We start from the raw sequence: 22,952 nt of genomic DNA, 5'->3' as shown, positions 1-22,952 counted from the left end.
GCGGGCGGTTCCGGGAACGGTCTCCCGGAACCGCCCGCCGCCGCGTTGTCGGTGCCACGCCCTACGCTGAGGGGCGTGACGGATGCAGCGCAGGAATCAGTGCGGAATCCACGGCGCGACTGGGCATGGACGCGGACGGACTCACCCGTCGGACCACTGCTCCTCGCCGCGACGGAGCAGGGCCTGGTCCAGGTGGGCTTCCATGCCGACGAGCGGACGGTCCAGCGGTCCCTGGCCCGGCTGGAAGGGCTCTTCGGCACGGCCCCGCGCGCGGAGATACCGCACCTGACCACGGCGGTGGCGGAGCTGGCGGCGTACTTCTCCGGCGAGCCGACCGCCTTCACGGTGCCCCTGGACTGGTCGCTGACCTCCGGCTTCTACGCCCGGGTCCTGCACACGCTCGCCGCCGACGTGCCGTACGGCAGTGTCGTCGGCTATCAGGACCTCGCCGACCGGGTCGGTGAGCCGGGCGCCGCGCGGGCGGTCGGCGCGGCGATGGGCTCCAATCCGCTGCCCGTCGTCGTCCCCTGCCACCGGGTGGTGGCCAGTGACGGCGGCATCGGCGGGTTCAGCGGCGGTCTGGAGACCAAGCGCGTCCTGCTGGCCCTGGAAGGCGTTCTGCCGGCTCCCCTGTTCTGACCGAGCGGCCGCGAGCGGGCGCACGAAAGGCGGCACCATGTCCACGCAGATCGCGCTGTTGCGCGGCATCAACGTCGGCGGGCACAACGTCTTCCCCAAGGCCCGTCAGCTGGAGCTGGCGCGGTCGCTGGGGTTGCGGGAGGTCACCGTCCTGCTGCAGACGGGCAATCTGGTCTTCGCCGATCCGGGCACCCCGCCCGGGGAGACCGCGCGCCTGCTGCAGGAGCGGATCCTCGCCGATCTGGGGCTGACGGTGCCGGTGGTGGTCCGCACCGGCGCGGAGTTCGCCGCGGGCGTCGCGGCGAATCCGTATCCGCAGGCGGTGGCGGAGCCGCGGACGCTGCACCTCACGTTCCTGTCCGAGGAGCCCGGTGACACCTCGCGGCTGGATGCCCTGGACGCGGCGGCGTTCGCCCCGGACAGCTTCCGGCTGATCGGGCGGGAGCTGTATCTGCACTGCCCGGACGGCATCGGCCGCTCCAAGCTCGCCCAGGCGGTGGGCCGGGTTCCGCTCGGCGTCGTCGCCACCTCCCGGAACTGGAGCACCGTGACCAAGATCCTGGCGCTGACCGGGGCCTGACCTGCGGTTCCGGGCCCCGGTCCGGCACGGCCCACCGTGGTCGGTCACGGCGGGTCCGGCGGTTCAGCGCCAGCCGTAGCGTTCCTGGAGGCGCTGCGCGACGAGGCCGAAGCGGCCCCGGTCCAGGGCGCACGCCTCCCGGCGCATCCCCTGGGGGTGCAGCCGCAGGACCCGGTCCAGGTCGACCCACGAGTCGCGGCCCGCGCGGTCCCACGGCCCGGTGCCGATGGCTATCCACTCCCGGTCCTGGTCGTGCGGCTTGCTGGACAGCCGCACGGCGAGCAGCGTGCCCGCCGCTTCCCGGGCCACCACCAGCACCGGACGGTCCTTGCCCCGCCCGTCACCTTCCTCGTACGGCACCCAGGTCCACACGATCTCGCCGGGGTCCGGGTCGTGGTCGGGGTCGGGCGCGTACGACATCCGTACGGCGCCGACGGAGGCGGGCAGGGCGTCCGTCGTCGCGTGGGGGCCGTGGCTGCCGGGGAGCGCCGGGCTGTCGCCGGTCGCGTGGTTCGAAAACATCACGGGCTCACGCTAACGGCAGCGCCGTGAACGCCCGTCAGGGACCGGGCGGGGAGCGCGGTCCGGGCCCGTTGTCAGTGGTCGGCCGTACGGTTTTCAGCAGCGGGGAAGGTCAGCGGGACCGCCCGGGGAGGGGATCGCCATGTCTGAATCCACGACGTATCTGGAGCTGTCCCAGGAGGACGGCGGGGCCCACAAGTTCTACGAGGTGTCGGTCAGCGGCACGCAGGTCGCGGTCCGCTACGGCCGGATCGGCGCGAGCGGCCAGTCGCAGTGTTCGACGTTCCCGACGGTGGAGAAGGCGCAGGCGGCGGCCGCCAAGAAGATCGGCGAGAAGGTCCGCAAGGGGTACGCACCGGCGGTCCAGGGGCAGCGCGCCGCCCGGCCGGTGACGCGCCGCCAGGTCACCTCGGCGCCGTCGACGGCGCGTGCGGTCGCCCCCGTCCTGTGGCGGTTCCGCACCGGCTCCGCCGCGTTCGGCATCCATGTCGACGCCGACCGTTGCTGGGTCGGCAATCAGAACGGCGACGTCCACACCCTGGGCCACGACGGCGAGGTGCTGGCCCGCTATCAGCTCCCGGCAGGCGTCAAATGCCTGGTGGCGGACGACTTCTGGATCTACGCGGGCTGCGACGACGGCTCGGTGTACGACCTCTCCTCGAAGCTGCCGTTCGCCGCCTACGACATCGCCCCCGACGTCGACATCTTCTGGCTGGACATCCACGAGGGCGTTCTCCATGTGGCGGACCGCGACGGCGGTCTGACGGTGATCGACCACGAGGACGAGTACCAGTGGTCGCGCCGCAGCAGCGGCAGCGCCGCCTGGATGGTGCGGCGTGACGACCGCGCCGTCCACCACGGCCACAGCCGCGGCGTGACCGCGTACGCCGCCGACGGCAGCCGGGAGCTGTGGCACACGCCCACCCGGGGCGCGGTGCTCTTCGGCTGGCAGGAGGACGCCTCGGTCTATGCCGGTACCGACCGGCGCGTGGTGCAGCGGCTGGCGAAGAAGGACGGCGCGATCGAGGCGACGTACGCCTGCGACACGGTCGTCTACTCCTGCGCCACGGCGCCGGGCGGCCGCTACGTCTTCGCGGGCGACTCGGCCTCCTCGGTGTACTGCTTCGCCGCCGACGGGACCCGGCTGTGGAAGCTCGGCACCGGCGGCGGCTCCGCCCTGTCGATGCAGTACCTCGACGAGAAGCTGTACATGGTGACCACCGACGGTTCGCTGGTGTGCGTGGACGCGAGCGAGACCGCCGTGGCGGCCGCGCGGGCCGGTACGGTCCCGGTCGCCCGGGACGTGAAGTCGGCCGCCGCGCTGCCCACCTACACCCCGTCGACCACGGTGCAGACGGTGACGGCCACCGCCGCCTCCGGCATCGTCGTGGAGTGCGTCCAGGAGAGCGGGCGGCTGCGGGTGCACGTCGTGTCGGACGGCTTCGAACCGTCCTGGAACGTGCAGTTCCCCCGTCACATACGCCGCCCCGGAGCGCGCTACGTCGTCGACGGCCTCGCCCCGGCGTCGGGGGGCTTCTACCGCGTACGGGGCGAGATCCGGCAGCTGGTCTGAGCCCGGCCCCGGCACGGAGCACCCCACGGCGCCCGGGTCAGGCCGGTCGGTGCCGATCGTCGGCCCGTACGACGACGTCCGCGGCGTCGGCCGGGCAGGTCTCGTCCTCGTAGCGCGCGAACGCCGGCAGCGTCCACCGCTCCCCCTGCGGAGTGCGGCGGGCGAGGGCCGCGGCGGACAGCTTCAGGTGCACCGTGAGATCGAAGGGGAACCAATGGCCGAGCAGCAGCGGTCCGTGCAGCAGCAGCACACCGCCGGGCGGCAGTGCCACGTAGTCGCTGCGGGTGGCCCGGTCGGTGACGGGGTCCCACAGGTCCGGCAGGACCCGTCCGGTGCCGCCGGGCTCCAGCGGCTGGAAGACCTCCCGCCACAGCGCACGCCGGTCGAACCACTCGTCGTGGAAGGCGTCCGGGTCGGTGTGCCCGTACTCCAGCCGCAGCGAGGCGGGGCGGAGAAAGCCGTGGGTGTCGACGCGGAGGGCGGCCCGGCCGCGCAGCCGCAGCGCCTCCGCCAGCCGTCCGGCGAGTTGCTCCGGCTCGGCGGCGGGCGCACCGTCGACGGCGATCCGCAGCCAGGGACCGCCGTCCTGCGCCGGGGTGGTGGCGATGCGTTCGGCCAGCGCTTCGGTCAGTCGTTCCCAGGAGATCGGATGGAGCCGCACCCCGTCATTGTGCACGGCGGCGGGGCGCGGCCTCCCGGGGATCAGCGCGGGAAGGGGCCGTCCCCGGTGTGGAGACGGGAGATCACCCCGGCCTGGATCACGATGCCCTGTTGCACGGAGCCGCTCATGGAGTTGTGCACATCGCGGACCGACGTGCCGCCCTGCCGGGGCCGCCACTCCTCCTCCAGGGCCGCCAACTCCTCGGCGGCGGCCGGGTCCTCACGCAGCAGTCGGCGCAGCTGTCCCCGCCAGACGGCGACGACATCGGCGGCCGACTCCTCGTCCCCGTCCTGCCGGGCGGCGATCAGATCGTCCCGCGACGCGTCGAGTTCACCCCGGAGGGCCTCTTCGTCGTCCGTGCCGCGCCGCCGGGCGAGGAAGGCGGCGAACCGCCCGCGCACCTGCGCCCAGCCCTCGGTCGCCATCTGCTGTACGAGCGTCGTCGCCCCGGCCGTGGCGAGTGCCGTCAACTCCGCGTCCATCGGTTCCCCTTGTCCCCGTTGCCGTTCCGGTGCCGCCGTCGGCGCGGCGGCCGTCCGACCGTACGCCGCGCCGACCGCCCGCGTCACGGGATCCGGCCCGCCGGGCGGCGGGCCGGTGCCGGGGCTTCCCGGGGCGGGTCCGGGCGGCTCAGGCTCCGTCGGCCGCCGGACGGGCCGCGCCGTGGCGGCTGAGTTCGGCCGCCGCCTCCTTCGTCGCCTCGATGAAGGACTCCGGCGCCTCCGGCATCACGGTCTTCGGCTTGAGCAGCAGCACCGACCCCATGATGGCGCCGTCCCAGATGATGGGCGCCGCGCAGGAGTTCCACCCGGCCATGCACTCCTCGTAGCCCAGGGCGTAGCCGATGTCGCGGACCTCGGTGAGGGAGGCGCTCAGCGCGTCGTTGTCCCGGTAGACGCCGGGCCCCGCCTGGTCGGGCACGGGCTCGGCCAGCACCCGCTGCTGCAGCTTCTGCGGCAGGTAGGCGAGGATCGTCCGGCCGGAGGCGCCGGTGCGCAGCGAGCGCGTCACGGACAGCACGTCGCGGGGGGTCATCCCGAGTTCGGCGAGGTCGGAGTCGCCGACGGCCATGTCGACGCACTGCCGCTGCGCGCCGGAGAACGGCGCCACCATGTAGAGGAAGGCCAGGCCGCCGTCGGTGGCCATCCGCAGCTCGCGCAGCACCGTCTGTGCGGCGGCGCCGTCGAGGCGGTGGTCGAGGGCGGTGAAAGCGAGCTGCGCCGCCGAGGTGCGCAGCCGGTAGAGGCCGCGGTCGACGCGTTCGAAGATCCGCTGGTAGATGCCGGACTGCAGGATGCGGTAGACGACGGAGTCGTCCAGGCCGGTGAACTCCGCGATCTTGCCGGGTCCGTGGGCGGAGCCGCCGAGTTCGGCGAAGGCGGCCTGGACGAGGAAGACCCGCTCCGCATGGCTGGATCCCGTCGCCCGCGTGGTGTCCCGCGGGCGGTACACGGGCCTCGTGCGGACAGCGGTGCCCTTCGGGGGCGGGCCCGCGGGCAGGGCGGTGGTCGCCGCCACGGCGGCGTCGGGCGCGGTGAGGTGGTTGCCCATCGTGTGCTCTCTCCCCTGGCAGTGGTCAGCGCCCGCAGGCGCACGGTGGTGGCGTTGCCGTCCGGGCAGGTTTCAGGTCGTGTGCTCCGGCGCGCTGGACCGGCGCCGGACGTCGAGGGTGAGCTTCCCGGTGGGGGTACGGGCGGCCAGATCGCGGTGGGCCTGCGCCGCCCGGTCGAGCGGGTAGCGGGCGCCGGTGAGCGGGGTGAGGGTGCCGTTCTCGACCGCGTCGAACAGGGCCCGCATCGAGGTGGGCAGGGCGGTCCGGTCGCCGTAGAGCTGCGGCAGCCAGAAGCCGGAGACGCTCAGGGACCGTTCCATCAGGAGGCGGGTGGACACCTGCGCCAGCTCCCCGCCCGCATAGCCGTACACCGCGAGGCGGCCGCGTGGGGCGACGGCGTCGAGGGTGCGGTGGAAGGTGTCGCCGCCGGTCATCTCCAGGGCCGCGGCGACCGGGCCGCCGGCGGCTTCCCGGATCCGTTCGGTCAGGTCGTCGGCGGTGGAGTCGACGGCCGCGTGGGCGCCGAGGTCCACGGCGAGCTTCCGCTTCTCCTCGCTGCCGGCGAGGGCGATGACCTTGACCCCGGCGTGTGCGGCGAGCTGGACGGCCAGCGAGCCGACGCCGCCCGCGGCGGCGGGCACCACCAGCGTCTCCCCGGCGGTGACGCGCAGCGTGGTGAAGAGCAGGTGCCAGGCGCTGTTGCCCTGGAGCGCCAGGGCGACGGCCTGTTCGTCGCTGATGCCGTCGGGGACGTCCCAGGTGACGCGGCGGTGCAGCAGGGCGCGTTCGGCGTAGCCGCCGCCCCGGGACAGTCCGACGACCCGGCGTCCGGCGTCCGTCGTCCCCATCACCTCGTTGCCGGGGATGTACGGCAGGTCGACCGGGGCGAGGTAGGTGTTGCCCCGGACGTGCATGTCCGCGTAGTTGATCCCGGCGAGGCTCACCTCGACCGCCAGATGACCGGCGCGGTGCCCGGGTTCGGGGACCTCCTCGGTCCGCAGCACCTCGGGGCCGCCGAATTCCCGCATCACGATCGCGTGCACGACTCTCCCTCAAGGGTCTCGGTGCTGTGCCCGGACAGGGTAGGCACGCCGTCGTTGTTCGGGCGGCCGTCCGACCATTTCGCGCCAACCCCGGTGGGATTCCCGGCCCGTTGTGGCGCGTCAGACGAGAAAGAACGCCGCGGTATCTCTCCTCGCGAGAAACTCCCCCTACGCTTTCTGCCCATTACGTCGTTTTGCATCAGATCTACGCGCCGGTATCGGCGGAGTGGCTCCCGCCGGACCCTCGGATACTTGCGGGTATCGCATGTGATCTCCGCGGCCTACGATCCGGAGTCGTGTCCGCCGTCGCCAGGCCGGGACGGCCGCGCTCCCCCGGGTTGCGCGCACTCCGCCACGGGGGCGGTGTCCGCCCACCGGGTGCGCGACGGGTGGACGACGGGGCGCACCGCCGGGCGGGTTGCGGGGTGTGCACGGGCTGAGGGGGGTCATGATGCGGAAATCCGTCGGTGTACCGGCGTTCGCGCCGCGGTGTCAGGACGTTCAGCAACCGGAGTTACCCCTGGCGGCGCAGGTCCGCCGAGTGCGCGCCAGGTTGTCCGCGCTCCCGTCGGTGTCGGCCTCGTTCACGGCCGTCTCCGGCGCCGTCGTGGCCGCCGCCCGGCGCCGGACCCACCCGGCGGTGGTGCCGCCGTTCCTCCCGGCGCCCCTCGCCCGCCCGGCCGTCGCGCGCACCTGCGGAGAAAGAGGCTGCCCATGAACACGCCGAACGGCATGAGCGGCGGGCTCCACTTCACCCACCCGTACCTCGCCGTGGTGATGGGCGGCGGCGTCGCGGGCATGCTCGCGGCGGCTGCGCTGTCCGGACACGCCGATGTGGTGGTCGTCGAGGAGGAGACGGTGTCCCGGGGACCGGCGTCGCGGTGCACGCTCCCCCACCCGCGGCCGGCCTCGCTGCTCACCGGCGCGGTCGCCGACACGATCGAGGAGTTGCTGCCGGGGGTGACCGGGCGGCTGCTGGAGGTCGGCGCCCGCCGGTTGCCGCCGACCGCGGACCTCGCCCCCGCGGCGAGCCGGATCCGCCGTCGGCCACCGTCCGGCACGCTCCTGTCCTCCTCCCACGACCTGCTGGAACGGGTGGTCCGCGAGCAGGTGCTGACCCTGCCCGGCGTGACCCTCCTCGACGGCGCCGAGGCCGAGAGTCTGACGGGCACGGCGGAGGACGTCACGGGCGTACGGATCCGGGAGACCCTCGGCGGCGAAGCCCGGCGGCTCGACGCGGACCTGGTGGTGGACGCCACGGGGCGACGCTCCCTGACCCCGGAGCGCCTCGTCGCCCTGGGGCTGCCGGAGGTCCGGCGGCTGGTCGCGGACGGCGGGTTCACCTGCGCCACCCGCGTCTTCCGTGCCCCCTCCGGGAGCGAGTCCGCCGTGCTCAGCGCGGGCCACGACGCCACCGGGCAGGTGCTCGGCCGTCACGCGACCCTGATCCCGATCGAGGACGGATGCTGGCTGGTCACGCTCGCGGGCGCGCCGGGCGAGGAGCCGTCGCACACCGCCGACGGTTTCGTCCCCTTCGCGCGTGAGGTGGGGGACGGCTCCATCGGGGAACTCATCGCCGGTGCCGAGCCGTTGAGCGAGGTACGGCTGGCACCGCAGACGGCCGGTCACCGGCTCCGGTACGAGGAGCTGGCGTCCTGGCCCACGGGGTTCGTCGTGCTGGGCGATGCCGTCGCCGCGTTCCCGCCCGCGTACGACCAGGGGCTGTCGGTCACCGCACGCGCCGCGGTGGCGTTGCGCGACGGGCTGCACCGCCACGGTCTGGACGACCCGGCGCGGGCGCGGAATCTGCAGCGTACGGTCGGCCGTCTCGTCCATGCGCCGTGGGCGCTCGCGACCGGCCAGGGCATACGTCGGCCGGGTGCCGCGGGGTCGCGCCCTTCGACGGTCGCCCGACTCGCCCGGGGCTCGGTGCACCGCATGCTGCGCCCGGGCGCCAACCGGTCCGCGGCACGCGACGGCCGCCCGGAACTCACGCCTCCGGCCACGCTCGGCACCCGCCCCGGACGCTCCCCTCTCCCCGGAGGACGGCTGCCCGTCGTCTCCCCCCACCCCCTGATCACCCCGCCTCCCTCGACGTCCCTCCCGTCGACAGCTCTGCCACCGGGCCGCTCGGTGTCCCCCACCGACCCGCTCCCGGGCGGCCCGCCCACCCCCGACGGCGAGACACCGTCCCGCCCGTCGCCCCCGGCGGACGGAACGCCACCGGGCCCGCCTCCGGGGCGGGCGCCACGGACGTCCTCGGGGCCGGGGGCGGAACAGTGACGGGCAGCCGCCTTCCCGCCTGCCGCTCGGCCCGCACCGGATGTCCCGCCTTCGGCTGACTCCGCGTCTTCGGGTCCGTTCCCTTCGGTGCAGGGCGGGCGGACGGGCCTGCCCCGACGGTGCCTCAGCCACTGGCTTACGGTGGTGAATTCACAGTAGCGTCCCGCGAACCGCGAACCGCGAACCGCGAACCGCGAACCGCGAACCGCGAACCGCGAACCGCGAACCGCGAACCGCGAACCGCGAACCGCGAGGCGTGCGGTTGCCGGTGCGGGGACATGCTCGACACCAGTCACGGTCTGATACCTCCGCTGCGGGTGCCGGTCGGCGCGGATCCTGAGCGCTGGCGGACGTTCCCCACGGAGCGCACCGTCGTCGTCATCGCCCGGACCGTCACCTCCACGGTCCGGGTGCTCGACGTCCTGGGACCGGTCTTCCGCGACGAATCGCGCGTCGACCTGGTCTTCGCCTTCGACCCCAGCTCCGCCTTCAACGACGGGGTCCACGACCTGATCCGGTCCGTGGGTGCCCGGGTGCTGCCCTGGCACCAGTACCGGGACCTCTCCCCCGATCTGGTCATCACGGCCACCGAGAACGCCGATCTCGCGGTCGAGGGCCACACCGCTCCCGTCCTCGTCCTGCCGCACGGCGTCGGATTCCACAAGGTCGTACCGGACTCCCGCAGCGACCAGGACCGGCTGGCCGGTGTCGTCCCCGACGCGCTGCTGCGCAGCGGACGGGCGTGGCTCGCCGTCTCCCATCCCGACCAGGCCGCCCAGTTGGCCGCCGCTCACCCGCTGACCAAGGGCCGGACGCTGCTCATCGGCGACCCCTGCCACGACACGCTGGTCAACGCCATGGATCTGCGTGCCGCGTACCGCGAGGCCCTCGGTGTCACCGGCGACCGCCATCTGATCGTGCTCAGTTCGACCTGGCGCGACCGGTCGCTGCTCGGACGGAATCCCACGCTGCCCGCCCGGCTGCTCGCCGAGTTGCCGATGGACGACTACGCGGTGGCGCTGGTGACCCACCCCAACATCGTCTCCGCACACGGCGTCTACCAGCTGCGGTCCCTGCTCGCCTCCCCGCTGAGCGCGGGACTGTTGCGCATCCCGCCGACGGACGGCTGGCAGGCCACGCTGGTCGCGGGCGATCTGCTGATCGGTGACCACGGTTCGGTGACGTTCTACGGTGCCGCGCTGGGCAAGCCGTTGCTGCTCGGCGCGTTCAGCGAGGAAGAGGCGGTGCCCGGCACGCCCATGGCGGAACTGGGCAGCCAGGTGCCCCGGCTCGTCCCCGGTGCCCCGCTCCGCCCGCAGATCGAGCGCGCTCTGACCGACCACGCCCTCGGCTCCCCCGGCAGCGCATCCCTCGGCCGACTCGGGGCGAAGGCGCTCATCGCTCCGGGCGACGCTCTGCGCCGACTGCGTACCGCGGTCTACGACCTCCTCCGCCTCGAACTTCCCGAGCGGCCCGCTCCGCTGCCGCGTTTCGCCCCCGAGGACCCACGCCCGGCGGACCCGCTCCCGGACATCACCGCGGTGCACATCACGACCGAGGTCCATGACACCCCTGACGGCCCGCGGGTCGTCCTCAGCCGGACACCCGCCGCGGTCGGTCACTTCGCGGACGTCGGAGACCCGGAGACCGCGCCCGGAATCGCTCCCGGGGACGAGGCCGGTTCTCCTGCCGCGGGACGGTCGCCCGCTGCCACGTTCCGCCATCTGTCCTGCAGCGACCTGGAGCGGGACCGGGAGTTGACGGAGAACGCGTCCGTGCTGGTCCGCGACGCCGTCGCCGGGTCCGTTGCCGTCGCCGACCGGTGGATGGCGGACACCCTGTCCCGCTATCCGGGGTGCCTGCTCGCCTCGGCTGCCGTCGGCGACTCGGGCTGCCGGGTGGGGCTCCGCGACGGCCGGACCGTCACCGCGACGCTTCCGGACGACCGCCCCGGCGCCATGGTCGCGGCGGCGCTCGTCTACGCACTACTGCGCTCCGGGCGTCCCCTGGAAGCCGCCGACTTCACGCTCGGCGACCTCGCCGGGGACGTCGACCTCCGCGTCGTCCAGCGGGACGGTGCGGCGTCCCCGGCCCCTGCCGCGCAACCGGACGCGTACCGGACGGCGCCACCGGTCGCCGGGGAGTTGTTCGCGGACCGCTCCTGAGCCGGGCGGCCGTGCGACATCGCGACGGTCTCGTGGCCGCTGGACGGTGGGCGCAGGGTCAGGTCCGGGGCGGCTCCTCGGTGTCCTCCTCCGTCCGGGCCAGACGGCGGCGCAGTTCTTCCGCGCGGGGCCCGCCGCCCGCTTCGTAGATGGCCAGTGCCGCGGTCAGGTGGCGTCGCCACAGCTCACGGTCGCCCCGCTGCCCGGCTATCGCGGCCAGCGTCTCGCGGGCCGGTGCCTCGTAGTGGAGTGCGCCTCGCTCCCGCAGCATGCGGACCGCCTCCTCCAGGGACGCGACAGCTTCGTCGCTCCGCCCGAGACGGTGCTCGGCGCTTCCGATGGCCGCCAGGGCGCGGCCGCCCATCCGGCGGTCGTCCAGCGTCATGAACCGGTCATAGGCGTCCCGCAGCGTTCCGAGGGCCTGCTCGGTTCGGTCGGCCGCGGCTTCGGCGCAGCCCATGAAGTAGAGGCCGATGGCGATGCCTCGGGCGTCCCCCGCGGCGCGGTAGAGCACCATCGCCTCCTCGTACGTGGCGATGGCCCGGGTCGGATCGCAGCGGTCCCAGTACCGGCCGTAGAACTCCCGGACGGAGGCGCGGAGCAGGGTGTGGCCGGATGTGTCGGCCTTGGCGACGGCGGTCTCCAGCTCAGCGCGGGCGCGCTCCGGTTCGTCGCGGTCCATCAGCGGGCGGCTCAGGAGGGCGCGCAGCCGGGCCTCGGCGGCGGGGTTGTCGTCGGCGGCGGCGTGGGCGGCGCCCAGTTCCCCGGACCGGACCCAGTCTTGGAGATAACGCCTGTTGAGGTAGAGCGCGGTGAGCGCCTCCGCGAGCTCCCAGGCCGGGCGGTGCCAGCCGTGGTCGGCGGCGGTGCGCTGGGCGGCGAGGAGTTCGCTGCGCCAGGAGTCCAGCCAGTCCAGCGCCTGCTGCCGGTCGTCGAAGGGCGGGGCGCCCTCGCTGTCGTCCAGCCGCTCGACGTACGTTCCGATGCGCATCCGTGTGGCCATCACGGAGAGGTCGGCCTGTGCGGCGCGGGCCAGGAAGTGGTCCACCGCCCGTCGGACGGCTTCGGTGCGTTCGGGCTCGGGGTCGGTGTGGGTGGCCTGTTCGCGGGCGTGGAGGCGGACGAGGTCGTGGAAGCAGTAGCGGCCGTCGTCCGCGGCGGTGATCAGGCTGGCGCGCTCCAGGCTGTCGAGTTGTTCCTGGACCTCGGCGGGTGCCGTCCCGGCCAGGGCGGCTGCGGAGGCGGTGTCCCAGCTACGTCCCGGGTGCAGTCCCAGGAGCCGGTAGAGCCGGGCTTCTTCCGCGGGGAGACCTTCGTAGGCGATGGCGAAGACGGCGGAGACGGTGTGGTCCTTGCCGAGGCGCAGGGCCTGCAGGCGGTGGTGTTCGCCGGCGAGCTCGGTGGCGAGGGCCGTGGTGGTCAGCCGGGAGTGGGTCGCGAGCCGGGCGGCGGCGACGTGGAGGGCCACGGGGAGGCCGCCGCAGTACTCCACGATGCGGCGGGCGTCCTCGTCGTCCGGGGCGATGCGAGCCTCCCCGCACAGGCGTCGTAGCAGTTGGAGGCCGTGGTGCGGGGTCAGTGGTTCCAGAGACATCAGCTGGGCTCCGTCCATCATCAGCTCGCCGAGCCGTCCCTGGCTCGTCGCGAGCACCACACTTCCGGGGGCGCCCGGAATCAGGGCACGGACCTGGGCGGGCTCGGTCACGTCGTCGAGCACCAGCAGCACGCGTTCACCGGCGGTGCGGCTGCGGAACAGGGCGGACAGCTCGCCGAGGGAGCGGGGCAGGTACTGGTCCTCCACGCCGAGGGCGCGCAGGCACTGACTGACCCCGGCGGAAATGTCTCCTCCGGCTTCTCTTCGCAGCGCGGCGAAGTCGACGTAGAAGGCGCCGCCGGGGAAGCGGCTCTCGTCCCGGTGTGCCCATCGGCGGGCGGTGGTGCTCTTGCCGACACCCGCCATGCCGCTCAGGACGGCGACGCGCGGGGCGCCGTGGAGGTCACCGGTCCAGTTGTCGATGGCCTCCAGCACCGGCTCACGGTCCACGAACTGGGCGAGCTCCGGTGGGACCTGGCGCGGGGTGGGGGTCTTCGGGCGTGGTGGGGCCTGCCAGATGTTCTCGATCGCTCCGGCCTGGATCACCGTGCCTGGACGTTTCCCGAGACGTCGTTCGACACGTTTCCGCCGCTCACGCCGTGTGTCCCCATTCCGGCCTCACCCTCCCCGTTGTGCCGTGCTCGACTCCGTACGGTGAAACGCTACTTGACGCGAGCAGTGGCTCGTCAGGGCTGTGGACAACCACCGGCCCCCGCCGGGTCGGGCGTGCCGAGGAGACGGCGGGCGAGGGCCAGCGTGGCGTCGGGATCGCGGACGGGTACGGGGGCGTGGGTGCGGTGGGTGGGGAGGCGTTCCACCTCGGTGACTCCGGTGTCGGATTCGAGGGCCGGGGCGTACCCGGCTGCGCGGAGGGCTTCGAGGGTGTCGGCGGGCGGGCAGCTGCTGACGAGGACGGTGGGGGCGAGGGCGCGGAGTCCCAGGCCGCGCAGCGCGCGGTGGGCGGCGAGTTCGGCGATGAGGGTCTCGTCGTCGGAGCGGAGGCAGCAGGCCGCGGGGACCACCCGTATCCGGCCGTGGGCGCGTGCGGTGTCCTCGACGAGGTAGGTGAGGGGTTGCGGCAGCCGGCCGTCGGCGGATGTCGCGGTGAGGGCGGCGAGGAGGTCGGCGGGGCGGTGTCCGCCGTCGAGGGCGCGGCGTACGGATGCGGCGGTGAAGCGCCAGGTGACGGCGTGTCCCTCGGATTCGCGGTCGGCGGTGGCGGCGAGCAGGTCGGTGAGGGTGGGGGTGGGGCGGCCGGGGACGACGGCGGTCAGGTCGGCCTGGAAGTGGGCGTGGTCGAGAGGTGTGGGCAGCAGGTCGTGGAGTGCCGCGTCGAGGTGCCGGGGGTCGGCGAGGAGGGCTTCGCCGAGCGGGGTGAGCGTGCCGTGGGCGACGAGCCCCAGGTAGGCGGCTTCGTGGAGGGTGTGGGCGGCGCGGTCCTCGATCTGGGGCTGGGCGTCGAAGGCGAGGGGGCGGTGCCATCGGGCGGCGTCGAGGAGTTCCCGTAGCGGGGTGTCCGCGGTGGTCCCGCCGACCGGTGATGGCGCGTCGGGCAGTGGTGGGAGCGGGGCGCCGCTGCCGAGGGGGACGGTGGCGAGCGCGGCCAGCAGGGCGTGGCGGAGGGCGGGGGCGTGGCGGTCGTGGCCGCGGACGAGGGCGGTCGGGGTTTCGCCGTACGGGGTGTGGGTGGGCAGGCCCCACAGCGCTGACCAGGCGGTGAGCAGGGGGGCGAGGCGTTCGCCGGGGGTGCGGGCAAGCCAGTCGTCGTAGGCGGCGGTGGGGAGGGCGGTGATGCCGGAGGGGGTGCGGGTGAGGGCGATGAGGTCGGCGGCGAGGGCGAGGTCGAGGAGGAGGCGGGTGTGCGCCTCGGTGGCTCCGGCGGTCCTGGCGAGGCGTTTGGTTTCGCGGACGGTGAGGCCGCCGGATTTACGGAGCGCGGCGGGCTGGGTGGCGAGGGCGGCGAGCAACCGTTCGGCGGTGGTGGCGAGGGTGGCTGCCGCGGCGGCCGATTCGTCGCGGAGGGCGGTGGGGGCGAGGGGGCCGGTGCCGGGTCGGGCGGGGTGCGGGGTGGGGCGTGGCGGGGCCGCGGTGAACGGTCCGAGGGGTGCGGCGGCCAGGAGTTGCGCGGTCCGGGGCGGGACGACGATGTGGCCGTCCTCGGTGCGGGCGGCGATTCCGTCGTCGCAGAGGGAGCGCAGGGCGGCTTCGGCCGTGGCCCGGGCGGGTCCGGTGGTGGCTCCGAGTGCGGTGCGGGTGGCGTCAGGCGGGACGGGTGCGGTGGCCAGCCGGGCGAAGGAGAGCCGGTGGGCCATGAGGGACTGGTAGTCGGCGCCGGAGGAGGGGGCGGCGGGGGCCGGTGCGTCCTGGTCGGCGCGGTCCTGGCTGAGGCGGGCGGTGGCGGCGAGGACCTGGAGTCTCGGGTGGTCGAGGTGGAGCACCAGGTGGTGGAGGGTTTCGTACGACCACAGTGTGGTGGCGAGGTCTCGCAGGCCGGTGGCGGCGGGGCGCAGGGAGAGCGGGGCCGCGTGCCGGGTGAGGAGCGCGGCGAGCTGCTCGGGGGTGCGCTGTGCGAGGGAGCGGGTGAGTGTGTCGAGTCCTTCCACCGTGTCGAGGTTAGTCATCGTGTGAGGAGGTTGCGGAGGGCGGTCAGGGGGTCGGGGTCGGCGGGGCCGGTGGGCCACCAGATCTCGGCCCCGGGATCGGATTCGTAGGGGTACCAGCGGCCGTCGTGGCCGAAGCGGAGCTGGTGGCGGCGGTCGGGGTCGGTGAGGTGGTTGTGCTCGGGGCGCAGGGGTGGGTGGCCTGCGGCGAGCAGGGCGCTGCGGGCCCGGTCGTAGTCTCCGGCGGGTGGGTCCCAGGGGTCTTCGAGGAGGGCGAGACCTTCGCGTCCGCCTTGGCGCCAGGCGGCGACGGAGCGGGCGACGTCCTCGGTGCTGCGGCCGGTGGCGGCGGCGAGGTCGCGGAAGAGGGCGCGGGTGGCGGAGGTGAGCCCTGCGGTGGGGTGTGTGGTGGCGGCGAGGCGGAGGGCGTCCTGCCAGGGGGTGAGCGCGGCGGCCGGGTCGGGCTCGGGACGGCGTCGGACAGCGTCCCGCCCGAGGACGGCCAGGCGGGCGTGGGCCCGGGCAGCGGTGTCGGTGGCGAGGAACTCGACGGCGGCGGGGTCGAAGGGCAGACCGGTGCCGTCGGGGAGCGCCGGGGTGGAGCCCGGCGCGTCGGGAAGCGGCCGGGGTGGCGGGAGTGGCGGACGGGGGCGGTCGGCGAGGGCGTCGCGGGCGGCAACCCCGCGCCGGATGTGTGCGGGGCGGGGAGAGGGGTCGCGTGGCGTACCGAGCTGGGGTACGGGTGCGGCCTCGTCCTCCGGCTTGGCCGGGACGGGGCTCTCGGGAGTCCTCCGGCGTGGCGCGAGGTCGGCGGGAGGGACCGGGCCGTGGGGCTCCGGCCGGGCTCCCGCCGGTCGCGGTCGGCGTACTCCGTGAGGCTCAGCGGCCTCCCGGGGCGTGTCGCCCTGTCGGGCTTCGTGCGGCCCGGGTTCCGGGTGGGTCTCGCGGGCGGTGTGGACGGCGCTGCGGCGGGTGAGGTCGTCGAGGAGTTCGCGTTCGCCCCGGCCGCGCATGAGCAGCAGGACGAAGGGGTCCGCGTCCAGGAGGCGGGCCACATGACAGCAGAGGGCGGCGGCGTGTTTGCAGGGGCGTCCGTGGTCGGGGCAGGAGCAGCGGGAGGTGAGGTCACCGGGCCCCGGCAGCAGCGGAACGGTGCCGTCCGTGAGGGCCTCGGGGAGCTTCTTGGCCAGGAGTGCGGCCAGTTGGGCCGGTTGGGCGGCGACGGTCTCCAGGAGCGCGTCCCACTCCTCGTCCGGGAGGGTGCGGAGGCGGATCTCGGCGCTGTAGGGGCGCGGTCGGCTGCCGCGGATGGTGGCGAGGATCCGCCCGGGGGTGATGTTGATGGTGTCGACGTGGCCGTCGCGGGCGTAGGTGCGGCCGCGGGCCAGCCGTGCGGGGTCCAGAGCGGTGGTTTCGAGGGCGTCGAGCCAGGCGCGGCCCCACCAGGTGGTGGCGAAGGTGTCGCCCGTGGTGTGCGGTGGCAGCGGCGGGAAGGTACGGGAGCGGTCGGCGCGGGCGAGGCGGTCCGCGGCGGCTCTGCGTCCGGCGTCGGCGTGTCGGCCGCGGAACGGCGCGGTGCCGGGGGTTCCTTGCCGACCGGCCGGGCGACGGCGGGGCCCGGCGGCGAACGGGTCGGGGTGTCCGGAGGCGGGGCGGGGGCTCATGCGGGCCTCCGGAGTGAGACGAGGTCGGCGAGGTCGGCGTCGGACAGTTCGGTGAATGCGGTCTCGCCGGTGGACAGCACCGCGTCGGCGAGTGCTCTCTTGGCGGTGAGGAGGTCCGCGATGTTGTCCTCGACGGTGCCTTCGGTGATGAGGCGGTGCACCTGGACCGGTTGGGTCTGGCCGATGCGGTAGGCGCGGTCGGTGGCCTGCTCCTCCACGGCCGGGTTCCACCAGCGGTCGTAGTGGATCACATGGCCGGCGCGGGTGAGGTTGAGTCCGGTGCCCGCGGCCTTGAGGGAGAGCAGGAAGACCGGGACGTCGCCGGACTGGAAGCGGTCGACCATCTCCTCGCGCCGGGCGACGGGGGTGCCTCCGTGCAGCAGTTGGTTCGGGATGCCGCGGGTGCGCAGATGGTGTTCGAGCAGCCGGGCCATTTCGACGTACTGGGTGAAGATCAGCGTGGCGCCGCCCTCGGCGAGGATGGTGGCGAGCAGTTCATCGAGGAGTTCGAGCTTGCCGGAGCGGGCGACGAGCCCCGGTGCGGCCTCCTTGAGGTACTGGGCGGGGTGGTTGCAGATCTGCTTGAGGGCGGTGAGCAGCTTCATGATCAGGCCGCGGCGGGCGATGCCCTCGGCGCCCTCGATGGCGGCGAGGGTTTCCCGGACGACCGCCCGGTAGAGGGCGGCCTGTTCGCGGCCGAGCGCCACCGGGTGGTCCGTCTCGGTCTTGGGCGGGAGTTCCGGGGCGATGCCGGGGTCGGACTTTCTGCGGCGCAGGATGAACGGCCGCACGATCCGCGCGAGGCGCTCCGCGGCACCGGGGACTTCACCGCCCTCGACGTCGCGGGCGTGCAGTGCGCGGAACGTCTTCAGGGGTCCGAGGAGCCCGGGGGTGGTCCAGTCGAGGAGGGCCCAGAGTTCGGAGAGGTTGTTCTCGACAGGCGTGCCGGTGAGGGCGATGCGGGCGGGTGCCTTGATGCCGCGCAGCGCTCTGGCGGTGCCGGAACCGGGGTTCTTGACGTGTTGGGCCTCGTCGGCGACGACCCAGGCCCAGGGGTGGTCGGCGAGTTGGGAGGCGCTGCTGCGCATCGTTCCGTAGGTGGTGAGGACGAATCCGCTGTCCGCGCCGTCGAGGCTGCGCCCCGCTCCGTGGAAGCGGCGTACGGGGGTGCCGGGCGCGAAGCGTTCGATCTCGCGTTGCCAGTTGCCCAGGAGAGAGGCGGGGCAGACGACGAGCACCGGGTCGGTGGGGCGTCGGTGGAGGTGGAGGGCGATGACGGTGACGGTCTTCCCCAGGCCCATGTCGTCGGCGAGGCAGCCGCCGAGGCCGAGGGAGGCCATGGTGTCGAGCCAGGTCATTCCGCGGAGTTGGTAGTCGCGGAGGGTGGCGCGGAGCGCGGGTGGTTGCGGCAGGAGGTGGGTGGGGTCGGTGAGGCGGTCACGGAGGGCGGCGAGCGCTCCCAGGGGGACGACCTCCACCTCTTCGCCGTCGATGTCCGTGGTGCCGTCGAGGGTGGCGGCAAGGGCGTCGGCCGGGCTCAGGAGGCCGAGCTCCCGCTTACGGGCCTTACGGACGAGGGCAGGGTCGACCGGAACCCATCGGTCCCGCAGCCTCACCATGGGGCGGTGCGCCTCGGCGAGTTCGTCCATCTCCGCCTCGGTGAGCGGCACCCCGTCCATGGCCAGCTGCCAGCGGAACTGCAGGAGTTCGTCGGTGTCGAAGAAGCCGAATCCGTCGGCGGCGGTACCGGGCGCGGGGCGCAGCACGGCGGTGGCGGTGAGGCCGCGGGCCAACTCTCTGGGCCAGTGGACGGTCACACCGGCGGCTTTCAGCCGGGTCGCCACCGCGCCGAGCAGATCGGTGAGTTCGTCTTCGTCGAGCGGGAGGACGTCCGGGACCGGCCGGTCGAGGAGTCGGCCGAGTGGGGGCCAGATCCGTGCGGCGCGGCGGAGGGCCAGAAGGGTGTCGACGCGGGAGCGGGGGCCGAAGCGGTCGGCGCCGTCGCCGTCCCACAGGTCTGCCGCGTCGGTCACGAGGGTGGGGTCGGTGAGGCTGTGGACCTGGAGGATGGCCGCGGCGGCGTTCCGCTCGGACGCCGAGTCCGCCGCGCCCTGTCCGTCCGTGGGCGACGGTGTGTCGGGGCGGTCGAAGAGCCGGTGGGGGGCGAGGTCCAGCCGGAGGGAGAGGCGTACCCCGGCGTCCGCACCGGCCGCGGTCTCGGCCGCCCACTCCCGCGCTCCGGGGATCGTCTGCGGCTCCTGGGCGGCGAAGGCGGGCCCGGCGAGGAGTGCGGCGCCCGGTGTGCGCGGCAGCGTGTCGGTGACGGCGTCGACGAAGAGCCGGACGAGTGCGCCCGGGTCGGGGAGCTGGAGGGGGCGTGTGCCCGGCAGGGGGGTCGCGTATGCCTCGCCGGGCATGGCGGCGGCGATGGCGGCGAGGTGGGCGGCGTCGTCCGGGTCGAGCGGCCCGGCGCGCCAGGCGTCGATGTCGTGTTCGGTGAGGCCGGGCAGCAGTCGTCCGCGTGCCGCGAGGTGCAGCGCGTGGTGGGCGGCGGCACCCCAGCAGACGGCTGCCGGATGGGCCCGGGGGTCGTGCCGGGCATCGAGCAGCAACGGAAGCGCGTCGGCGATCGGCAGGAGTACGGCGGGGACGGCGCGGCTCCGTGCGCCGTTGCCGTGGCGCCGGGCGACGGTCAGCTGTGTGATGCCGTCGGCCTCCTCACAAGGAAGCGGGGCACCGTCCGGCCGCCAGAAGGCGACGGTTCCGGCCCGCGGCGGTGAAGCGGGCAGGAAGGTCGCGGCGCACGCCACCAGCCCCGCGTGCTTCGCCTCCTCGGCAGCGGACGGCGTACTCGGCGCGACGCCGACAGCCGAACCGGCGTGCCCCGCCCGCTCCCCGTCCGTCGCCATGCCTACCTCTACTTGCCGATCACTCGCTGTCACGCACCTCGCCGGTTCGGCACCTTCCGTCCGCCACCCGGCTCCAGCTCGCGAGTCTACGGTCGTCCGCACGGCCCCTCCTCCCCCGCTTCGATTCCGCTCCCCGCCACTCCGGCGCGGGCGTTCTCCCTCCGCGGATCGCTGCGACCGATCCACCGCCGATGGAACCAGACACCACTGACAATCACCTCTGAGCTGTGCTTTCGCCGGTGCACCTCCCTGCGCCCCCAAGCACCCACCCGTCGCGCCGCCCGCTCCCCCGCGAAGGTTTTCCACAGCCCACGAAAGGTCTCGCACAGCAACGACGAAGAGGTTACAGTGAGTCACGTCGTCACTTTCTGTGACCGACTCGCCTCGTTGAGGAGATGCCCATGCATGCCCACCGCACCACCGCCCCCACCACCGAGCAGAGCACGGCTGCGGAGGCCTTCCGGTCCGGCTCACACCTCGTGATTCAGGCAGGCGCCGGGACGGGGAAGACCACAACCCTCGCCATGCTGGCGCACGAGGCTCAGGCCCAGGGCCGCCGCGGCCGCTACCTCGCCTTCAACAGATCCATCGCCAGGGACGCCGCCCATACCTTTCCCGGGGAGACCGCCTGCACCACTGCGCACGCCCTCGCCTACGCCGAAGTCGGCAGAAATTTCCGGGCCAGGATGGACGCGCCCCGCCGCTCGGGGTGGCGGACCGGTGCAGCCCTCGGGATCGACACCGGAATGTCCTTACGCCTAGGCCCCCGCACGATCACGCACCGGGGCCTGTCCTGCACGGCACTGCGCACCGTCAACCGCTTCTGCCAGTCCGCGGACCGTCACCTCACGCACCACCATGTCCCGCCCCTGCGCGGCGCCGAGGCCGAGCCGCTCCACAGCCGACTCGCCGACGCCGTTCTCCCCTACGCGCGTAAGGCATGGGCCGACCTGCAGAATCCGGACCGGGGCACGGTGCGGTTCCTCCACGATCATTACCTCAAGATGTGGGCCCTGCAGGACCCCATCATCGCCGCCGACTACCTCCTCCTGGACGAGGCGCAGGACACCAACCCGGTCGTGGAGCACCTCCTCGACGCGCAGCGGAACCACGCCCAAGTGGTCCTGGTCGGCGACTCCGCGCAGGCCGTCTACGGCTGGCGCGGGGCCCGGGACATCATGACCGGCTCCCCCGGTCGACATCTCCGCCTCTCCCACTCCTTCCGTTTCGGCCCGGCACTCGCCCACGAAGCGAACCGCTGGCTGACCCTGGCGAACGCGCCACTCCGCCTGACCGGAGCACCGTGGCGCACCACGGAGCTCACCGTGGTCCGCGCGCCCCGGGCGATCCTCTGCCGATCCAACGCGGGAGCGATGAGAGAGGTGATACGGCAACTGGCGACGGGCCGCAGAGTGGCGCTCGCCGGCGGTAGCGGGGCGCTCAACGCCTTGGCACAGGCCGCACACGAACTGGAGTCGGGCCGGTCGACCGGGCACCCGGAGCTGATGCTCTTCGCCTCGTGGGGCGAGCTGCGCGAATACGCGGAGTACGACCCGGCGGGACGGGATCTGCTGCCACTGGTGGAGCTCGTCGACACCCACGGAAGCGAAGCGGTCCTGGCCACCCTGGACCAGCTCTCACCCGAGGAGCACGCCGAAGTCATCGTCTCCACCGCACACCGCGCCAAGGGGCGTGAATGGGACAGCGTAAGAATCGGCGACGACTTCACGGAGCCCGACGATCTGGACGAGCACGACGACCGCGGGATACCGCTCCCCGGCCCCGTCGACCCCGACGAGGCCCGCCTCGCCTACGTGGCGGTGACCCGAGCCCGCTCCCGCCTCGACATCGGCGGACTGGCCTGGATCAACAGACACCCGGCAGGCGACCCCCGCACCTACGCCACACCCGCGCCCCGCGAGGGCACAGAGCCCGGCTCGGAGAACACCGTCTGAGCGGACACGGAGAGGACGGACCTGCTTACGGAGACAGCTTCGGCTCGCACCCACGCCAACCGCCCTCCCGCACGCGCGCTCGTTTCACCTGCGCTGGGTGACATGGCGCTACGCACTGGTGAGTGACGACCCCACGATTGAGGAGGACCATGGAGGCGGGAGATGGATGGCAATGCGCACGGGAAATGAGCCCCTCCACGCACGCAGCCCGCTGAAGATCCGCTTCGGGCTGATCATCTGGGGGCTGGTCTGGACGGTCGCCGGAACCGTGGCTTTCGTCATGGTCGGCAGACCCGGTTGGGCGGCCGCCTGCGCCACCCTGGCCGTGGTGACCCTGATGGACCTGGCCATGGTCATCCGGCACATCCACCAGGGCCCGCACTACCAGCCGGGCAAGGAGATACCTCCCTACGAGCCCGACCACGGCCGGAACAAGGCGCTCACCCGGCCCCGCTCATCAGGGCCACAGGGCCGAGCGCACCCGTAGCACCACCGCGCTTACCGCGCTCAAGACCCGGTCCAGCCATGCCCCGAGGAAGGAGGAAGGCCCGAAGACCGGGCCCACCCCACGGCGCGAGGAACGCAGGATCAGACAGCGGGAGCAGGCGGCAGATCGGGGCCCGTGCCGTCGGTACCGGTGCCGAAGCTGGCCGCCTGGAGGAAGTCGGGCCTCGGTTCGAGAGCCGCAGCGAGCCGGAAGTGACGCTGCGCCTCTTCCGGGCGACCGGACCGCTCGAAGGTACGCGCCAGGGCGAAGTGCGCGAACGCGTTGTCCGGCTCACGCTCCAGAACGACCTTGAACTCCAGCTCGGCCGGGCGGAGCTGAGCGGCGAGAAAGAAGGAGCGTGCGCGCAGCAGCCGCGCCGCGGTGTTCTCCGGGTACGCCTCGATGACCGGATCGAGCAGCCGGATCGCGCCACGGGGGTCGCGGATGTCCAGCAGCTGCTCCGCAGTGCGGTAATCGATGACATAGGTCTCGGGGCTGCGCTCTTGCACGGCTGCCTCCTTCCGGTGGGCACCGGATGCCCCTCCTGGGCCACCCGGTCGGATACTCACCGCACAACGACAACGCCTGCCGCCGCATTCCCGGCGGACGGCCGACGGATAAGACATCGACGTCGACACCTCGTCTCGGCCACGCGAGGCCGGGCCGGGGCGAGCACGAGGCGGAAGGGGAAGAGGGCGGGCGGAGGGAGGGGGTGGGGCGGGGGG

The 22,952-nt window shown here is 73.7% G+C and carries 17 protein-coding genes; 7 read left to right on the top strand and 10 right to left on the bottom strand.

All coding sequences use genetic code 11. The features are described from left to right. The first annotated feature begins 75 nt into the window (after nucleotides 1-75). Both IF23_RS0112490 and IF23_RS0112485 read left to right on the top strand, forming a co-directional pair. Nucleotides 76-639, top strand: a complete 564-nt coding sequence (locus IF23_RS0112490; RefSeq protein ID WP_051739537.1) for a methylated-DNA--[protein]-cysteine S-methyltransferase — start codon at nucleotides 76-78, stop codon at nucleotides 637-639. A gap of 37 nt (nucleotides 640-676) precedes the next feature. After that, a complete protein-coding gene (locus IF23_RS0112485) occupies nucleotides 677-1,219 on the top strand; it encodes a DUF1697 domain-containing protein (RefSeq protein WP_030282909.1) in 543 nt (180 codons plus the stop codon). A 63-nt stretch (nucleotides 1,220-1,282) separates the two neighbouring features. On the opposite strand, the gene IF23_RS0112480 is transcribed toward IF23_RS0112485, so the two are convergent. Then, on the bottom strand, nucleotides 1,283-1,741 hold the full coding sequence (locus IF23_RS0112480; RefSeq protein WP_030282908.1) for a type II toxin-antitoxin system PemK/MazF family toxin: 459 nt from the start codon (nucleotides 1,739-1,741) through the stop codon (nucleotides 1,283-1,285). A gap of 142 nt (nucleotides 1,742-1,883) precedes the next feature. Here IF23_RS0112480 and IF23_RS0112475 point away from each other — a divergent pair, with 142 nt between their 5' ends. Continuing rightward, entirely contained in the window at nucleotides 1,884-3,314 is a 1,431-nt protein-coding gene (locus IF23_RS0112475) for a WGR domain-containing protein (protein WP_030282907.1), read from the top strand. Nucleotides 3,315-3,351: 37 nt separating this feature from the next. Here IF23_RS0112475 and IF23_RS0112470 read toward each other — a convergent pair whose 3' ends face one another. The 4 genes from IF23_RS0112470 to IF23_RS0112455 all read right to left on the bottom strand — a co-directional run bounded on the left by IF23_RS0112470 (nucleotide 3,352) and on the right by IF23_RS0112455 (nucleotide 6,570). Continuing rightward, a complete protein-coding gene (locus IF23_RS0112470) occupies nucleotides 3,352-3,975 on the bottom strand; it encodes a nucleoside/nucleotide kinase family protein (protein WP_030282906.1) in 624 nt (207 codons plus the stop codon). A 41-nt stretch (nucleotides 3,976-4,016) separates the two neighbouring features. After that, a complete protein-coding gene (locus tag IF23_RS0112465; protein WP_030282904.1) occupies nucleotides 4,017-4,457 on the bottom strand; it encodes a hypothetical protein in 441 nt (146 codons plus the stop codon). Between the two features lie 148 nt (nucleotides 4,458-4,605). Further along, entirely contained in the window at nucleotides 4,606-5,526 is a 921-nt protein-coding gene (locus IF23_RS0112460; protein WP_030282902.1) for an IclR family transcriptional regulator domain-containing protein, read from the bottom strand. A gap of 72 nt (nucleotides 5,527-5,598) precedes the next feature. Then, on the bottom strand, nucleotides 5,599-6,570 hold the full coding sequence (locus IF23_RS0112455; RefSeq protein WP_030282901.1) for a quinone oxidoreductase family protein: 972 nt from the start codon (nucleotides 6,568-6,570) through the stop codon (nucleotides 5,599-5,601). Between the two features lie 714 nt (nucleotides 6,571-7,284). Here IF23_RS0112455 and IF23_RS31150 point away from each other — a divergent pair. After that, nucleotides 7,285-8,853 (top strand): FAD-dependent monooxygenase, encoded by a 1,569-nt coding sequence (locus IF23_RS31150; protein ID WP_051739536.1) that lies wholly within the window; start codon nucleotides 7,285-7,287, stop codon nucleotides 8,851-8,853. Between the two features lie 278 nt (nucleotides 8,854-9,131). Next, nucleotides 9,132-11,018: a CDP-glycerol glycerophosphotransferase family protein gene (locus IF23_RS0112445; protein ID WP_078653947.1), complete on the top strand. Its 1,887-nt coding sequence runs from the start codon at nucleotides 9,132-9,134 to the stop codon at nucleotides 11,016-11,018. 58 nt (nucleotides 11,019-11,076) lie between these two features. Here the strand turns inward: IF23_RS0112445 and IF23_RS0112440 are convergent, their stop codons facing one another. The 4 genes from IF23_RS0112440 to IF23_RS0112425 all read right to left on the bottom strand — a co-directional run bounded on the left by IF23_RS0112440 (nucleotide 11,077) and on the right by IF23_RS0112425 (nucleotide 19,785). Next, on the bottom strand, nucleotides 11,077-13,158 hold the full coding sequence (locus IF23_RS0112440; RefSeq protein WP_037678038.1) for an NB-ARC domain-containing protein: 2,082 nt from the start codon (nucleotides 13,156-13,158) through the stop codon (nucleotides 11,077-11,079). 140 nt (nucleotides 13,159-13,298) lie between these two features. Next, the gene (locus IF23_RS35375; RefSeq protein WP_051739535.1) at nucleotides 13,299-15,233 is read right to left on the bottom strand and encodes a helicase-associated domain-containing protein; all 1,935 of its coding nucleotides are present in this window, start codon (nucleotides 15,231-15,233) and stop codon (nucleotides 13,299-13,301) included. After that, nucleotides 15,230-16,876: an SWIM zinc finger family protein gene (locus tag IF23_RS0112430; protein WP_078653938.1), complete on the bottom strand. Its 1,647-nt coding sequence runs from the start codon at nucleotides 16,874-16,876 to the stop codon at nucleotides 15,230-15,232. The genes IF23_RS35375 and IF23_RS0112430 overlap by 4 nt, the downstream gene beginning before the upstream one ends. Further along, on the bottom strand, nucleotides 16,873-19,785 hold the full coding sequence (locus tag IF23_RS0112425) for a DEAD/DEAH box helicase (protein ID WP_078653937.1): 2,913 nt from the start codon (nucleotides 19,783-19,785) through the stop codon (nucleotides 16,873-16,875). Before IF23_RS0112425 ends, IF23_RS0112430 begins: the two co-directional genes overlap by 4 nt. A 401-nt stretch (nucleotides 19,786-20,186) precedes the next feature. Between IF23_RS0112425 and IF23_RS0112420 the strand changes: the two genes are divergently transcribed. Both IF23_RS0112420 and IF23_RS0112415 read left to right on the top strand, forming a co-directional pair. Further along, nucleotides 20,187-21,740, top strand: coding sequence for a UvrD-helicase domain-containing protein (locus IF23_RS0112420; RefSeq protein WP_030282887.1), 1,554 nt, complete (start codon nucleotides 20,187-20,189; stop codon nucleotides 21,738-21,740). 166 nt (nucleotides 21,741-21,906) lie between these two features. Further along, nucleotides 21,907-22,227, top strand: coding sequence for a DUF6343 family protein (locus IF23_RS0112415; RefSeq protein WP_030282886.1), 321 nt, complete (start codon nucleotides 21,907-21,909; stop codon nucleotides 22,225-22,227). Nucleotides 22,228-22,328: 101 nt separating this feature from the next. Here the strand turns inward: IF23_RS0112415 and IF23_RS0112410 are convergent, their stop codons facing one another. Then, complete coding sequence (locus IF23_RS0112410; RefSeq protein ID WP_051739534.1) at nucleotides 22,329-22,736, bottom strand: tetratricopeptide repeat protein; 408 nt, start codon at nucleotides 22,734-22,736, stop codon at nucleotides 22,329-22,331. Nucleotides 22,737-22,952: the final 216 nt, after the last annotated feature.

It is taken from the genome of Streptomyces catenulae, assembly GCF_000718015.1.
Lineage (GTDB): Bacteria > Actinomycetota > Actinomycetes > Streptomycetales > Streptomycetaceae > Streptomyces > Streptomyces catenulae.
The sequence above is the reverse complement of the archived record's forward strand: the minus strand, read 5'-3'. Positions and strand labels throughout refer to the sequence as shown.